General features: G+C 71.5%; 16 protein-coding genes. 2 read left to right on the forward strand and 14 right to left on the reverse strand.

Annotated features, from left to right (window positions below):
* Window positions 1-41 precede the first annotated feature (41 nt).
* The gene (locus C5708_RS03660) at window positions 42-1,397 is read left to right on the forward strand and encodes a DUF1800 family protein (RefSeq protein WP_242917918.1); all 1,356 of its coding nucleotides are present in this window, start codon (window positions 42-44) and stop codon (window positions 1,395-1,397) included.
* Entirely contained in the window at window positions 1,394-2,683 is a 1,290-nt protein-coding gene (locus tag C5708_RS03665; protein ID WP_242917919.1) for a DUF1501 domain-containing protein, read from the forward strand. The genes C5708_RS03660 and C5708_RS03665 overlap by 4 nt, the downstream gene beginning before the upstream one ends.
* 6 nt (window positions 2,684-2,689) lie before the next feature.
* Here C5708_RS03665 and C5708_RS03670 read toward each other — a convergent pair whose 3' ends face one another.
* The 14 genes from C5708_RS03670 to rplQ form a co-directional block, all read right to left on the reverse strand.
* A complete protein-coding gene (locus C5708_RS03670) occupies window positions 2,690-4,174 on the reverse strand; it encodes a putative 2OG-Fe(II) oxygenase (RefSeq protein ID WP_242917921.1) in 1,485 nt (494 codons plus the stop codon).
* Between the two features lie 20 nt (window positions 4,175-4,194).
* The gene (locus C5708_RS03675; protein WP_242917923.1) at window positions 4,195-5,181 is read right to left on the reverse strand and encodes an RluA family pseudouridine synthase; all 987 of its coding nucleotides are present in this window, start codon (window positions 5,179-5,181) and stop codon (window positions 4,195-4,197) included.
* The gene (gene crcB / locus C5708_RS03680) at window positions 5,178-5,561 is read right to left on the reverse strand and encodes a fluoride efflux transporter CrcB (RefSeq protein ID WP_242917925.1); all 384 of its coding nucleotides are present in this window, start codon (window positions 5,559-5,561) and stop codon (window positions 5,178-5,180) included. Before crcB ends, C5708_RS03675 begins: the two co-directional genes overlap by 4 nt.
* A 42-nt stretch (window positions 5,562-5,603) precedes the next feature.
* Window positions 5,604-6,092 (reverse strand): hypothetical protein, encoded by a 489-nt coding sequence (locus C5708_RS03685; protein WP_242917927.1) that lies wholly within the window; start codon window positions 6,090-6,092, stop codon window positions 5,604-5,606.
* A 57-nt stretch (window positions 6,093-6,149) separates the two neighbouring features.
* The gene (locus C5708_RS03690) at window positions 6,150-6,932 is read right to left on the reverse strand and encodes an RluA family pseudouridine synthase (RefSeq protein ID WP_242917929.1); all 783 of its coding nucleotides are present in this window, start codon (window positions 6,930-6,932) and stop codon (window positions 6,150-6,152) included.
* The gene (locus C5708_RS03695) at window positions 6,929-8,236 is read right to left on the reverse strand and encodes a replication-associated recombination protein A (RefSeq protein ID WP_242917931.1); all 1,308 of its coding nucleotides are present in this window, start codon (window positions 8,234-8,236) and stop codon (window positions 6,929-6,931) included. The genes C5708_RS03690 and C5708_RS03695 overlap by 4 nt, the downstream gene beginning before the upstream one ends.
* A 51-nt stretch (window positions 8,237-8,287) precedes the next feature.
* Window positions 8,288-9,724, reverse strand: coding sequence for a Do family serine endopeptidase (locus tag C5708_RS03700; protein WP_242917933.1), 1,437 nt, complete (start codon window positions 9,722-9,724; stop codon window positions 8,288-8,290).
* A gap of 88 nt (window positions 9,725-9,812) precedes the next feature.
* Window positions 9,813-11,078, reverse strand: coding sequence for a TCR/Tet family MFS transporter (locus tag C5708_RS03705; protein ID WP_242917935.1), 1,266 nt, complete (start codon window positions 11,076-11,078; stop codon window positions 9,813-9,815).
* Complete coding sequence (locus C5708_RS03710; protein ID WP_242917937.1) at window positions 11,075-11,419, reverse strand: MmcQ/YjbR family DNA-binding protein; 345 nt, start codon at window positions 11,417-11,419, stop codon at window positions 11,075-11,077. Before C5708_RS03710 ends, C5708_RS03705 begins: the two co-directional genes overlap by 4 nt.
* On the reverse strand, window positions 11,416-11,886 hold the full coding sequence (locus C5708_RS03715; protein WP_242917939.1) for an SRPBCC family protein: 471 nt from the start codon (window positions 11,884-11,886) through the stop codon (window positions 11,416-11,418). The genes C5708_RS03710 and C5708_RS03715 overlap by 4 nt, the downstream gene beginning before the upstream one ends.
* On the reverse strand, window positions 11,883-12,251 hold the full coding sequence (locus C5708_RS03720; RefSeq protein ID WP_242917941.1) for a metalloregulator ArsR/SmtB family transcription factor: 369 nt from the start codon (window positions 12,249-12,251) through the stop codon (window positions 11,883-11,885). The genes C5708_RS03715 and C5708_RS03720 overlap by 4 nt, the downstream gene beginning before the upstream one ends.
* Entirely contained in the window at window positions 12,242-12,703 is a 462-nt protein-coding gene (locus C5708_RS03725; RefSeq protein WP_242917943.1) for a VOC family protein, read from the reverse strand. The genes C5708_RS03720 and C5708_RS03725 overlap by 10 nt, the downstream gene beginning before the upstream one ends.
* 153 nt (window positions 12,704-12,856) lie before the next feature.
* Window positions 12,857-14,161, reverse strand: coding sequence for an ectonucleotide pyrophosphatase/phosphodiesterase (locus C5708_RS03730; protein ID WP_242917945.1), 1,305 nt, complete (start codon window positions 14,159-14,161; stop codon window positions 12,857-12,859).
* Window positions 14,162-14,297: 136 nt separating this feature from the next.
* Window positions 14,298-14,711 carry a 50S ribosomal protein L17 gene (rplQ, locus tag C5708_RS03735; protein ID WP_242917947.1) on the reverse strand — a complete coding sequence of 138 codons (414 nt, stop codon included), beginning with the start codon at window positions 14,709-14,711 and terminating at the stop codon, window positions 14,298-14,300.
* Window positions 14,712-14,803: the final 92 nt, after the last annotated feature.

The following is a 14,803-nucleotide window of genomic DNA, read 5'->3' on the forward strand; positions in this document are numbered from 1 at the left end:
GCAAGACAGGAGCCGACTTTGCAAGATGCGGAGAGCATGAGGTGACCACCAGCGACCGCGACATGACGGCGGCTGTCGCCGCCACCCGGTTCGGTCTCGGCGCCCGGCCCGGCGAGATCGCCGCCGCCCGGAGCGACCCGAGGGGCTGGCTGAAGGCCCAGATCCGCCCGGAGGGCGCCGAGCAGCCCGACCCCGCCCTGCCCTCGACCGCCGACCGCATCGCCGACTTCCAGGACTATCAGCAGGCCAAGAAGGACCCGAACGCCCTCAAGTCGATGCTGCGCAAGGAATATCTGGGCACGGCCGACGAGTTCATGGCCCGCGCCCGTCTGGCCGCCCAGACCGACGGCGGCTTTCGCGAGCGCTGGACGCTGTTCTGGATCAACCACTTCGCGGTGGCGGCCAACAAGGGCCTGATGCCCGCCGTCGTCGGCCCGTTCGAGCGCGAGGCCCTGCGCCCCCACGTGTTCGGCCGCTTCGAGGACCTGCTGACGGCCTCGACCCGCCATCCGGCCATGCTGGTCTATCTCGACCAGGCGCAGTCGGCGGGACCGGACAGCCCGGCGGCCCGGCGCAACCGCAAGCTCGGCCTCAACGAGAATCTCGGCCGCGAGATCATGGAGCTGCATACGGTCGGCGTCGACGCCGGCTACCAGCAGGCCGACGTCACCGAATTCGCCCGCGCCCTGACCGGATGGAGCTTCGGCGGGCCACGCGATCCCGATCCGTCGACGCGCGGGCGGTTCATCTTCCGGGCCAACCTGCACGAGCCTGGCGCGCGCCGGGTGATGGGCCGCGCCTACGGCGACGGCGGCGAGGCCCAGGCCCGCGCCGTCCTGCGCGACCTGGCCGCCCACCCGGCCACCGCCCGCCATGTGGCGGTCAAGCTCGCCCGCCATTTCGTCGCCGACGATCCGCCACCCGCCCTGACCGCCCGCCTCGAACACAGCTTCCGCGACAGCGACGGCCGCCTGGATCAGGTCGCCGCCGCCCTGGTCGACGCGCCCGAGGCCTGGAGCCCGGCCGCGGCCAAGTTCAAGACCCCCTATGAATTCCTGATCTCCAGCTGGCGCGCGCTGGGCGCCGCCCCCGCCGCCCCGCGCGACATCATCGCCCCGCTCAACACCTTCGGCCAGCGCGCCTTCACGCCGCCCTCGCCCAAGGGCTGGGCCGACGTCGCCGGCGACTGGGCCGCCCCGGACGCCATCGTCAAGCGCATGACGTGGTCGGAGGCCTTCGCCGCGGCCAACATGGGCGACGCCGACCCCGCCCAGATCGCCCAGAACGCGCTGGGCGCCCGCCTGTCCCCGGTCGTCGCCAAGGCGGTCGACCGGGCCGAGAGCCGCAAGGAGGCCCTGGCCGTCCTGCTGATGTCCCCGGAGTTCCAACGCCGATGACCCGCCTCCTGACCGCGCCCAGCCGCCGCGCCGCCCTGTTCGCCGCGGCCGGCCTCGGCCTCTCCGTCACCTTCCTCGGCCGTCAGGCCTTCGCCGCCTCGGAAGGCGCGGCCGCCCGGCGCAAGCTGGTGGTCGTCATCTGCCGCGGGGCCATGGACGGCCTGTCGGTGTCGCCGCCGGTGGGCGATCCGGACTATCGCGGCCTGCGCGGCGAGATCGCCATCGCCGGCTTCGGCCAGCCCGGCGGCGCGCTGCCGCTGGACGACACCTTCGGCCTGCACCCCAAGCTGACCGCCATCCACGACCTGGCCATGAAGGGGCAGGCCCGCATCGCTCCAGCCATCGCCACGCCCGACCGGGCGCGCTCGCACTTCGAGGCCCAGGACGTGCTGGAGACCGGCATGAGCGGCGTCTATGCGGCCGACTCCGGCTGGCTCAACCGCGCGCTCCAGGCGCTGTCGGCCCAGCGCAAGGTCGAGGCCCTGTCGGTCGGCGCCCAGGCCCCGTTGATCCTGCGCGGCAAGGTCCAGGCCGCGTCCTGGTCGCCTGGCGGCTATCGCGACGCCGATCCGCGCCTGCCCGGCATCCTGGCCGACCTCTACGCCGGCGACCCATTGCTCGGCCCGGCCCTCGCGGCCGGCCTGCGCACCGAGGCCATGGCCAAGGCCGCCGTCGATCCGGCTCCGCCCGCGCCCGGCCCTATGGCCGCCGACGTCGCCATGAATCAGGCGGGCGGAGCGCAACAGCTCCAGGCCCGGGCCCAGCAGGCCGCCGCCGGCCAGGCGCGCAACCTGGGCGCCACGCTGGCCAAGTTCATGATCGAGCCCAACGGCCCGCAGATCGCCGCCGTCTCGCTCGACGGCTTCGACACCCACGCCAACCAGGGCGCGGCCGAGGGCCAGCTGGCCAATCGCCTGCTCTATCTGGACTCGATGATCGACGGCCTGACCTCCGGGCTCGGGCCGGCGTGGAGCGACACCCTGATCCTGGTCTGCACCGAGTTCGGCCGCACCGCCCGCGTCAACGGCACGCGCGGCACCGACCACGGCACCGCCTCCACCGCGTTGATCCTGGGCGGCGGGCTGAAGGGACGCGGCGTCGTCGGCGACTGGCCGACCCTGCGCCAGGCCCGCCTGTTCGAGAACCGCGACACCGCGCCGACGCTGGACATGCGCAGCCTGTTCAAGGGCGCCCTGGCCGACCAGCTGGGCCTTGACCGACGAACGCTCGACACCGTGGTCTTTCCGGGCGCCGCCGACGCCCCGCCGGTGCGCGATCTGGTCTAGCGGCCGTCAGGCCGGCGCGACGTCGAAGGCCATGGTCAGCCGGCTTTCCTCAGTCGTGAACGGCTCGGTCCCGTGCCACATGTAGGACGGGAACAGCACCAGCCGCCCCGGCTTGGGCTTGACGTAGTGCTCGGGGCCCTGACGCGGCGTGATCTTGGACGGCGGCTGGCCGAAACGGATCCATCCCTCGCGCGCGCCGCCGTCGAGCGCCGCCTGCGGCACCTCGACATAGAAGGCCGACGACAGCCAGCCCTTGGGATGGAAGTGGTCGACATGGAAACCGTTGGGCCGCAGCAGCACCGACCACGAGCCGGCGATCCGGTAGCGGCCGGTGTTCTTCTGGGTCAGCGGATGCTCGCGCCCAGTCCCGACCGCCGCCATATAGGCTCGGATCGGCGCGTCAATGGCCTTGAAGAAGGCCTGTACGGCCGGATCGTCCAGGGTCCGCAGGTCGACCATGGTCTGGCCGCCTCCGCGCAGGGTCTGCTCGGGCGGATGGAACGAGAAGCCGTGGATGCGCCGCAGGCTGGTCGCCAGGTCGGCCAGATAGGCGTCGAGGTCGGGCCAGCCCTCGGGCGTCTCAATGTCGTAGGGGCGCACGAAACGGTCGTAGTCGTAGAGCCACCGGGCCGCCGGATCGCCGACGGCGCGGGCGGCGGTGGCCAGCCAGCCGCAGGCGGCCTGGTTGGCGGGCTCCAGCCGCACGGCCTGGACGATGGTGTCGAACGCCTCGCGCGCGCGGCCCTGGGCCAGCAGCAACGAGGTGAGCAGCACCTTCACCGACACGTCGGACGGCGCTCGCGCCTCGGCCTGACGCGCCAGCACGACGCCTTCGTCCTCGCGCCCTTCGTCGAGGGCCAGTTGGGCCAGGCCGATCAGCAGCAGCAGATCGCCGGGCGTGCGGCGGAGCGCGTCCTCCAGCACCACCCGACGGCGGTCGGCCCGGTCGCCGGCCTGAAGCAGCCTCGCCTTGGCCAGGGCGATCAGGGCTGTCGGCCCCCCGGCCCGCGCCGCCGCGTCGAGCGGGCGCAGCGCCGCCTCGACGTCGCCCGTGCGCATCCAGCGCAGCCGGCCGTGCTCTTCGGCCGCTTCGAAATAGGCCGGCCGGCGCTTCAGCACCTGGGCGTAGGCCTTGTCGGCGCCGTCGAGGTCGTTGAGGTAGTGCAGCGCCCGGGCGTAGACCAGCCAAGTCTCCGGGGCGTCGAGCTTGAGCGCGAACGCCTTCTCGACCGCCGCCTTGGCCTCGGCGGCCTGCAGCATGTCGCCGAGGGTGGCGGCGAGGTTGTGCCAGGCCACGCCGCTGTTGGGATAGAGGGCGATGGCCCGGCGGTTGGTCGCCAGCGCCGCCTCCGGCCTGCCGACGCCCTTGAGCGCCGAGGCGTGGGCGACCAGCGTCGCATGGCTGGGCGTCAGGCCGGCGGCCAGCGGCGCCAGCAGGTTCACCGCCTCGGCCGGACGTCCCTGGGCGATCAGCCCCTCGGCCAGGGACACCGGATCCTGAGATCCGGGGATCAACGGCGCTTGCCCTTGCCGGCGAACGGCTCGGGGTCGGCCTCGTGTTCGTCGAAGCCGAAGTGGGCGAAGCCGGCCTTCAGCTCCTTGCTGATCGGCGCCTCGACGATGAGCATGCCGCCGGACGGGTGCGGCAGCACCACGCGGCGAGCGTGCAGTTGCAGCTTGAGCGGCCCCGACAGGGCGTTCGAGGCCTCGTCGCCGTATTTCGGGTCGCCCAGGATCGGATGGCCTATGGCCTTCATGTGCGCCCGCAGCTGGTGGGTGCGGCCGGTATGGGGCCGCAGCGCCATCCAGGCGGCGCGACCGGCGGCCCGCGACACGGTGACATATTCCGTCTCGGCGGGATCGGCCTTGGGGTCCTTGGGATCGGCGGGGACCACCAGCTCGCGGTCGTTGAGGCCCTTCTTGGCCAGATGCAGCTCGATCACCCCCTCGGCCGGCTTGGGATTGCCGGCGACGATGGCCCAATAGGTCTTCTGGGCCCGGCGCTTGGCGAAGGCGCCCGACAGCTTGGCCGCCGCGGCCGGGGTCTTGCCCAGCAGCAGCACGCCCGAGGTGTCGCGGTCGAGACGATGGACGAGGCGCGGCCGCTCCAGGCCCTCGCCCCAGGCGCCGAGCAGGCGGTCGATGTGCTTGGTGGTCTTGGTGCCGCCCTGCACGGCCAGGCCCGACGGCTTGTTCAGGGCCAGGACCTCTTCGTCCTCGTAGATCACCAGCGAACGGGCGAAGGCGGCGTCGCGGGCCGAGATCGTCGCCTTCTCGGCCGGATCGGGCGCGTCGGGCAAAGGCGGTACGCGCACCTGCGAGCCGGCCGCCAGCCGCATGTCAGCCTTGGCGCGCGCGCCGTCGACGCGGATCTGGCCCGAGCGGACGAGCTTCTGGATCTGGATATGGTTCAGGTGGGGCCAGCGGCGCTTGAACCAGCGGTCGAGCCGCACGCCGTCCTCGCCGGCGTCCACATAAAGGGTGCGGACCTCCTTCATGCGAAGATCCGCCGCGCCACGGTGAGGCCGAGGAACAGCGCGCCGACCGCCAGCAGGACCGACGCGGTCACATAGCTGAACGCCTGGCCGTAGGACCGCTTCTCGATCATCAGCGCCACCTCCAGCGAGAAGGCCGAGAAGGTGGTGAAGCCGCCCAGCACCCCGACGCCGAGCAGGACGCGCCACTTGTCCTGGCCGATCCCGCCGCGATGGGCGAGCCAGCCGGCCAGCAGGCCCATGAACAGGCCGCCGATGACGTTGACGATGAAGGTGCCGAACGGCCAGCCGGAGCCGAAGACCTGCAGCGCGCGGGCGCCGACGACGTAGCGGGCCACGGCGCCCGCCGCCCCGCCGACCGCGACAAGAAGAACTCTGTTCATGTGCTGCTTATAACCGAACCGCCGCCCGGCGCGAGCCGCCGTTTAGGTCAGGGTCCCGCCCCGCCCGCCGATGGTCCGCCTCACGTCGCGGGCGTCGTAGACGTCGGGCTCGCGCGGGGTCGGGCCGCGCCCGAGCTTGATCTCCAGCGTGGTCGACAGGCGCGGGCCGCCGCCGAGGTCGAACGCCGCGCCTACGCCGACGCCGACCGAACTGCGCCCGCCGTATCCCGAGCCGCCGCCCACCGACATGGTCGAGCCGCTTCCCGCCGCCTGCTCGCGGCGGCCGACCACCCGGAACCAGTCGTAGCCGGCGTCGAGGGTGATGATCGCCGACCGCAGCAGGGCGTAGTCCTCGACCTGGGCCGCGGGCGCGCCGCCGCCGCCCTGGAAGGTGACGCGGTAGCGGTCCTGTTCGATGCGCATGTCCGAAAAGCCGACGCCGTTCGGCCCGGCGGCGGGGGCGAAGGCCGTCGGCGTCGCGCACGCCGCCAGCGAAAGTCCGAGAAGACCGATCAGTGCGAGACGTTTCATCGCTGGCTCCTCCGTCGTGCGCCCGAGCATTCAATCCCTAAGACGGCGAGGCGTTCCTCAACCCTCGACCAGGCCGGCGGCCGCCGCCACGGCCAGGAAATCGGCCGGAAGCGGCGCCTCGATCCGCCGGGTTCCGCCGCCCGGATGGGGAAACTCCAGCGCCGCCGCGTGCAGCATCAGGCGCGGCGCGGCGCGGCCGGCCAGGGTCAGGGCGCCGCCGTAGCGGACGTCGCCGACGATGGGCCGGCCGATCGAGGCCATGTGCACCCGAAGCTGATGCATTCGTCCCGTCTCCGGCGACAGCTCGACCAGCGCCGCGCCGCCCGCCGCCGCCAGGGTGCGATAGCGGCTGCGCGCGGCCTCGGCGTCGGGATGGTCGGGGGCGCAGACCCGCATATAGGCCTCGCGGCCGATTTCCTCGCGCCGCAGCGGCGTGTCGATCAGCCCCTGGGCGGGATCGGGCGCGCCCGGCGAGACGATGGCCTGGTAGGTCTTGCGAAACTTGCGCGCCATCAACGCCTTGCCCAGGAAACCTGCGGCCGGCTTGGTGCGGCCGGTGAGGATGACGCCGGAGGTGTCGCGGTCCAGCCGGTGGATCAGGCGAGGCCGGTTGCCGTTCGAGCGGGCGAAGGCGTGCAGCAGTTCGTCCAGGGTGTTCACCGGCGCGCGCCCGGCCTGGCTGGAAAGGCCGGCGGGCTTGTTCAGCGCGATGACATGGTCGTCCTCGTAGAGCACGAGCCCCCGGACGAAAGCGACCTCCTCGGGGCTCAGCAAGATCCCGCCGTCCGCCGCCCTGGGTTGGGACGGGGTGCGCGGGCGGCCGGCGGCGGGCCGGTTCACGCCCCCGCCTTCCGCGCCCGCAGGTCGGCCCAGTGTTGCAGCCGCTCCTTGACGCGCGCCTCGGCGCCGTCGCCCTTGGGCGCGTAAAACACCGGTCTTTCCATGCCTTCGGGGAAATAGTTCTGACCGGAGAAACCATCCGGGGCGTCGGGGTCGTAGGCGTAGCCCTTGCCGTAGCCCAGTTCCTTCATCAGCCGCGTCGGCGCGTTGCGGCTGAGGGCCGGCGGCGGCAGCGAGCCGGTCTCGCGGGCGGCCTTCTGCGCGGCCTTGAAGGCGACGTAGACGGCGTTGGACTTGGGGGCCGAGGCCATGTGGACCACCGCCTGGGCCAGGGCCAGCTCGCCCTCCGGGCTGCCGAGGAAGTCGTAGGCGTCCTTGGCGGCCGTGGTCAGCAGCAGCGACAGCGGGTCGGCCGCCCCGATGTCCTCGCTGGCCATGCGCACCAGCCGGCGGGCGATGAACAGCGGGTCCTCGCCCCCCGCCAGCATCCGCGCCAGCCAGTAGAGCGCCGCATCGGGGTCTGAGCCCCGTACCGATTTATGCAGCGCCGATATGAGGTTGTAGTGTTCTTCTCGATCCTTGTCGTAGGCCGGGCTGCGCTTTTGCAGGATGCGGCCGAGGCCGGCGGGATCGAGCGGCTTGGCCGCGCCGATGTTGAACAGCGTCTCGGCCAGGGTCAGCAGATAGCGGCCGTCGCCGTCGGCCATGGCGACCAGCGTCGCGCGCGCCTCGTCGTCCAGCGGCAGCGGCCGGTCCTCGAAGGTCTCGGCCTTGGCGAGCAGCCCCTCCAGCGCCGCCTCGTCCAGGCGCTTGAGCACATAGACCTGGGCCCGCGAGAGCAAGGCGCCGTTCAGCTCGAACGACGGGTTCTCGGTGGTGGCCCCGACGAGCGTGACGACGCCCTCCTCGACGAAGGGCAGGAAGCCGTCCTGCTGGGCGCGGTTGAAACGGTGGATCTCGTCGACGAACAGCAGGGTCGCCTGCCCCGCCGCCCGGCGGACACGGGCCTGGTCGAAGGCCTTCTTGAGGTCGGCGACGCCCGAGAACACCGCCGAGATCTGCTGGAACTCGTACCCCCCCGCCTTGGCCAGCAGCCGGGCGATGGTGGTCTTGCCGGTGCCCGGCGGCCCCCACAGGATCATCGACGACAGGCGGCGCGCCTCGGCCATCCGGCGGATCGGCCCGTCGGGGCCGAGCAGGTGGTCCTGGCCCGCCACCTCGTCCAGGGACTGGGGCCGCAGGCGGTCGGCCAGCGGCCGCGGCGCCTCGGGCGCGAGGCCCGCCGCTTGGAACAAATCGGTCATGCGCCGCAACCTAGCAGAAGCGGCGCCGACGCGCCCCTTCCCGCCCCCGCCTCAGAGCGAGAAGTTGCCGGTGATCACCTGCTCGCCGCGCTGGACCGTGATCTGCCAGCGGCGGGAGGTGGCCTGGACCGCCTGCTCGACGTCGCGGGTGGAGCGCACCGCCTTGCCGTTGACGGCGCGCAGGATGTCGCCCGGCTGCAGCCCCGCCCGCACGGCGTAGCCCTGGCCGACCTTGGTCACCACCACCACGCCCTCGGTCCCGCCGGCGAAGGGGTCGGCGCCCAGTTCGTCGGCCACAGCCGGCGACAGATTGACCACGGTCGCCCCTTCGAGCGGGTTGCGGCCGGCGATGACGCGCTCGTCCCGCGCCGGGGTGGCCGGCGGCGGCTGCACCTTGGCGGTCAGGCTGCGGGGCGTCTTGTCGCGACGAATCTGCAAGGTGACGTCGTCGCCGGGGCGATGGGTGCTGACGCGGTAGTTGATCCCGGCCGGATCGTCGACCGGCTGGTTGTCGATCGACAGGATCAGGTCGCCGGGTTTCAGCCCGGCGCGGTCGGCCGGGCCGCCCGGATAGATCTCGCCGACCAGCACGCCCTGCGGGCGGTCCAGATTGAGGCTGCGGGCGATCTCGCTGGTCACCGGCTGGCCGCGCACGCCCAGCCACGGGCGCACGAAGGCGCTGCCGCCGCCGACGGCGGTCTCGACCACCCGGCGGACCATGGCGGCGGGAATGGCGAAGCCGACGCCGCTGGAGGTGCCCGAACGCGACAGGATGAAGCTGTTGACCCCGATCAGGTCGCCGTCCATGTCGACCAGGGCCCCGCCGGAATTGCCCGGATTGATGGCCGCGTCGGTCTGGATGTACGACGACGGGTCACCGCCGGCCTCGGCCGTGCGGTTGACCGCCGAGATGATGCCGTTGGTCACGGTCTGGCCGACGCCGAACGGGTCGCCGATGGCCAGGACCAGATCGCCGACCTGGAGCTGCTCGCGGTCGTCGATGGCCAGGACCGGCAGGCGCTCGCCCTTGGCGTCGATCTTCAGCACGGCCAGGTCGGTGCGCGGATCGGCCAGCAGCACCTTGGCCGGAAACTCGCGGCGGTCGGACAGGACGACCATGATCTCCTGCATGCCGTCGACCACGTGGTTGTTGGTCACCACCACGCCGTCGGCCCGCACCAGGACGCCCGAGCCGAGCGACTTCTCGACCCGGTTGCGGGGCACGCCGCCGCCGCCCATGAAGAAATCCCAGAACGGATCGACGCGCTGGCGCACGACCCTCTGGCTGTAGACGTTGACCACGGCGGGCGCGGCCTTCTTCACCACCGGCGCGAACGACATCTTCATCGCCGCGACGTCGCCGGGAACGTGGCGCGCCGGCTCGGCCAGGGGCGGCCCCGGCAGGTTCTGCGCGGACGACTTGGCGGCGGGATCGGAACAGGCGGCCAGCACGGCCAGGGCGGGGATCAGGACGCGGGCTGCGCGCATGGAGTCTGAAGCCTTTGGTGGACCTTCTGGGTGAAAGTACAAAGCCGAGGTTTCGGGCGCAATCAAGGCGGGTGATCGCGCCCGGCGATCAGGCGGGTTGCGCCTGATCGGCCGCCTCGGCCGGCGGTCTCGCCACCCTCAGCGCCAACAGGAAGCCCAGCATCATCAGGGCGGCGGCGATCACCACGGCGAGGCCCGGCGCGTGCAGGACGGCGTCGTGTCGCACCGACCACGCGAAGGTCAGGCCGAACAAGGCCGGGCCGATGATGGCCGAAACCCCCATCAACGCCGAATTGGCGCCCTGGAGCTGGCCCTGCTCGTCGGGGCCGACACGGCGGGTCATCAATCCCTGCAGGCCCGGCTGGATGAAGCCGGTCAGGGCGAAGATGGGCAGGCCCAGCAGATAGATGGTTCCCGTCGGCGCCAGGGCGTAGATCAGAAACCCGATCGCGCCCGAAACCAGGCCGATCAGCAGCACGCCCCGCTCGCCGAAGCGCTTGACCGCCGGCCCGACCAGGCTGGCCTGGACGATGATGCCGGCGACGCCGGTGGCCATCAGCGTGTAGCCGACCAGGGCCGGGCTCCAGCCGTAGCGATAGCCCATATAGAGCACGAAGATGCTGGGCAGCACGTTGTGCGACAGCTGGAACAGGAAGCCGACGCCGGCCAGGCCCAAGAGGTTGGCGCGGCTGGCCAGCAGGCGCAGCGAGCCGACGGGATTGGCCTTGCGCCAGTTCAGCGCCTTGACCCGGCGCTCCGGCGGCAGCGATTCCGGCAGGATCAGGAAGCCGTAGAGCCAGTTGCACAGCGCCAGCCCCGCGCAGACGATGAACGGCAGGCGCAGGTCGATCTGGGCCAGCGTGCCGCCGATGGCCGGGCCGATCACGAAGCCGGCCCCGAAGGCCGCGCCCATCAGGCCGTAGGCCTTGGCGCGCTGGTCGGGCGGGGTGATGTCGGCGACATAGGCGCTGGCGGTCGAGAAGCTGGCGGCGGTGATCCCGTTGATCACGCGCCCGACGAACAGCCAGGCCAGCGTCGGGGCGAAGGCCATGAACAGGAAGTCGATCCCCAGGCCGAAGATCGAGATCAGGATCACCGGCCGGCGGCCGAACCGGTCGGACAGCAGCCCCATGACCGGGGCGCAGAAGAACTGCATCACGCCCCAGGTGGTGGCGAACAGCACGTTCCACTGCGCGGCGGCGGCGGTGTCGCCGCCGGCGAACTGCTTCACCAGGTTGGGCAGCACCGGGATCATCACCCCCAGCGACAGCACGTCCATCAGGGCGGTGGCGAAGATGAAGCCGAGGGCGGCCTGTCTCTTGCCGTGCTTGAGCGGCGAAGCCATGTCCTTCATAGGGTCCGCCCTCCCCCGGCGGCGCTCAGAGCGGCCGGCGCGACAGCGCGCCAGGCCAGGCGGATCAGGTCGGCGAGCACGTCGTCAGGCGTCGCCGCCGCCGTCAACAGGGTCGAGCCGCCGCGTCCCCACGCTCCAGGCAGCGGCAGGAAGGCGTTCGGATGGGCCTCGCGCACCGCCGCCTTGATCTCCAGCGGCAGCTTGACCATCACCCGTTCCCCGTCCGGGGTCAGGGTGCAGAAAATCTTGCCGCGGACGCGGAACGAAGTCCGGTCGAAATGCGGCGCCTCGACCGCCTCGGGCAGGCTCAAGGCGACCGCGCGGATGTCGTCGGCGGTCACGCCAGCCTCCCGCGATAGGCGTCCATCAGGGCCTGCCACCAGTCGCCGTGCCGACGCAGGAATACTCCGTCCGGGAAATGATGGCGAGCGACGTGTTCGGCCGGCACGCTGTCCCAGCCGCGATGCTCGACCGTCACCCGCGTCTCGGCCGGGCCGAGGGCCTCGAAGACGACCTCGACCTCGGTGTCCTGGCCAGGCGCGAAGGTCGCCTGCCGCCAGCCGAACACCAGCCGCCGTCCCGGCTCCCAGGCCCGCACCCGGCCGATCTCGAACACCTTGCCGTTCGGCAGGGTCTCGACGAACCGGCCGCCCTCCCCGCCGTCGAAGGACAGCACGCCCGGGTCGCGCGGGGTGAACTGGAACAGGGCGTTGGGCCGCCACCACAGCCCGATCTCCTGGGTGAACACCGTGAAGGCGGTCATCGCGTCGGCCGGCACGCGGATGGACACCAGCACGCGCGAGGTCATGGAGCCCGGGCCGCCAGATGGTCGCGGAAGGCCGTGAGCTGATCGCTCCACAGCGCCTCCATCTGGTCGAGCCATTGCTTGAGATAGGCCATCGGTTCGGGCCTCAGGCTGTAGATGCGCACGCGGGCGTCGGGACCGTCATGCCGCTCCTCGACGAGGCCGCAATCGCGCAAGTGCTTCAGATGGCGGCTCATGGCCGGGGGCGCCAGCCCGATCTGGCGCGCCAGATCGCCGGACCGCCGGGGCCGTTCGCTCAACAGGTCGACCACCCGGCGGCGATGCGGGTCGGCCAGCGCCGCCAGGGTATCGTCGAGCCGAGCCGCGTCGAAGGCGGCGTCGAGGACGGCGGCCGGGGTCACGGCCACAGTTGGGTCTTGAAGCCGCTCGCCTGGTCCCAGGTCTCCGGCCCCAGGTCCGTGACGGTCTGGCCGAAGGTCCAGATATGGCCCTCGGGATCGCGGGCCCGATAGGTGCGGTCGCCGTAGAACTGGGTCTCGGGCTCTATCAGGATCTCGGCCCCCGCCTTGCGGGCGCGCTCGCAATGAGCGTCGATGTCCTCGTCCATCTGCACATGGACCGTCTGGGTGTTGAGGCCGCCAAGGTTGGCCGGGCTCCGGTGCTGGGCGGACCATTCGTTGCCGATCATCACGACGCCGTTGCGGAAACGCATTTCGGAATGCGCCAGATTGCCGTCCTGATCGGTGATCAGCATGGCCATCTCGAAGCCGAACGCGTCCTGCAGCCATTGCAGGGCGGCCTTGGGGTCCTTGTAGACGACCGCCGAGATCAGGGCGGGACGGCGAGCAGGCTGGGACATGGCGCGACCTCCTATATGCTTCTGGAGGAAATATTTAACAGAAATCGAAAATATATCAAGCCGGGCCCGCGCGGGAAGCCGCGCCTGAGATCGAACCGGCGGGCCGGCAGATTCCGTCGCGCCGGGCCTCGGTCTTGCATCCTTGGGGCGCCCTCAGGGCTTGAGCAGCGCCGGGGCGACGTCTTCCAGCCGGCCGTCGCCGGGCTCGGGCTTCACGCCGAGCAGCCTGGCCAGCAGCGGATAGACATCGACGTTGTCGAACGGCGGCAGAACCGCGCCCGGCCGGATGTCCGGGCCCCGGGCGATGAACAGCGCCGCCATGGTCGGGTCGGCGGGGTCGTAGCCGTGGTCGCCGCCGACCTTGCCGGGCTGATGGCTCGGATCGGCGTCATACCTGGCCGCCTGCTGGCGGGTGGCGACCTTCCAGCCGGTTTCGGCCAGGCACACGATCGGCGGCGCGCGCGGGTTATGGCCGTAGGCGAAGCGCGCCGGAAGCTGAGCCTTGCGCCAGCACTGGATGTGATCGTGAGGCGCGAGCAGATGGCGCTCGACCTCGGCCTCGCGCCCTGGAAGGGGCGCCAGCCCGGTGACCGGACCGGTCACGATCGTCCGGACATCGGCCAGCGGGACGAGGTCGTCCAGCAGGATGCGCCGCTGGGCCGAGGTGGCCGCCATGCCGTGATCGGCGACGACGACCAGATCGGTCGCGTCATAGAGCCCCCTCGCCTTCAAGCCGTCGATCAGCCGGCCGATCGCCGTGTCGACCGTGGCCGCGGCCTGGTTCACCTCGGGCGAATCCGGGCCGAACTCGTGGCCGGCGCCGTCGACGATGTTGAAATAGAGCGTGAGGAAACGCGGACGCTCGGCCGCCGGCCGGTCGAGCCATTCGAGCAACCGGTCCGTCCGCTGGTTCGAGGTCGTCGCCTTGTCGAAGGCGGCCCAATAGGACGGCCGCACGCCGAATATCGCCGCTTCCGAGCCGGGCCAGAACATCGTCGCGGTCCGCACGCCCTGGCGCTCGGCGCTCACCCAGAGCGGCGCGGCCCCTTCCCACCAGCGGGGCTCGTTGGCGGTCGCCTTGTCGTTCTTGTCGAACCGCGGCGGCGTCATGGCCGGGTCTTCGAAGACGTTGTCGACGACGCCGTGGCCGTCGGGCCGGCGGCCGGTGACCAGCGTGTAGTGATTGGGGAAGGTCACCGACGGAAAGGACGGGCGCATGCCCGGCGTCGTCGCCCCTTCCGCCGCCAGCCGCGCCAGCGTCGGCGTGTGTCCGCGTCCGATATAGTCGGCCCGGAAGCCGTCGATGGAGATCAGGATCACCGTGCGGGCGGCCGCCGCGCCGGCGGCGGAGGATGCGACCCGGCTGGCGGGCGGCGCGGGCGCGGGCGCCGGCGAATGGGCGCAGGCGGCGATATGGGCGACAAGGCCGAGGGCGGCCAGGAACCTGAGAACGCGCAAGGGACGATCCGTGTGTCTGATGTCGGACCGGCATAGCGCCTTGATGTGACCGGCGCGTTGCACGCCGCCCTGCGCAAAGAAGAACCCCCGCCGCGCGAGCGACGGGGGTTCCAAAATCTGACGACTGGCGCGAGCCTCAGTCTTCGGCGTCGACCACGTGCACCGGGCCGGAATCCTTGCCCTTTTCCGACGGGTCGCGATCGACGAACTCGATCACGGCCATCGGGGCGTTGTCGCCGTAGCGGAAGCCGGCCTTCAGGACGCGGATATAGCCGCCTTCGCGGGTCTTGTAGCGCGGGCCCAGCGTGCCGAACAGCTTGCCGACCTGCTCGACGTCACGGACGCGGCTGATGGCGATGCGGCGGGCGTGCAGGTCGCCGCGCTTGGCCAGGGTGACCAGCTTCTCGACGAAGGGACGCAGTTCCTTGGCCTTCGGCAGGGTGGTGACGATCTGCTCGTGCTTGATCAGGCTGGCGGCCATGTTGGCGAACATGGCGGTGCGGTGAGCCGTGGTGCGGCCGAGTTTCCGGTGAGCGTAACCGTGACGCATAGTACTGTCTCCTGGGCCTTGGCCCGCACGGCGCGATATCCTGCGCCCGATTGCACGAAATCCAGCCCATTTCCCGGCTGGAACCTATCGAA

The sequence above is a fragment of the Caulobacter sp. CCUG 60055 genome, assembly GCF_022750545.1.
In the GTDB taxonomy this organism is placed as follows: domain Bacteria; phylum Pseudomonadota; class Alphaproteobacteria; order Caulobacterales; family Caulobacteraceae; genus PUIC01.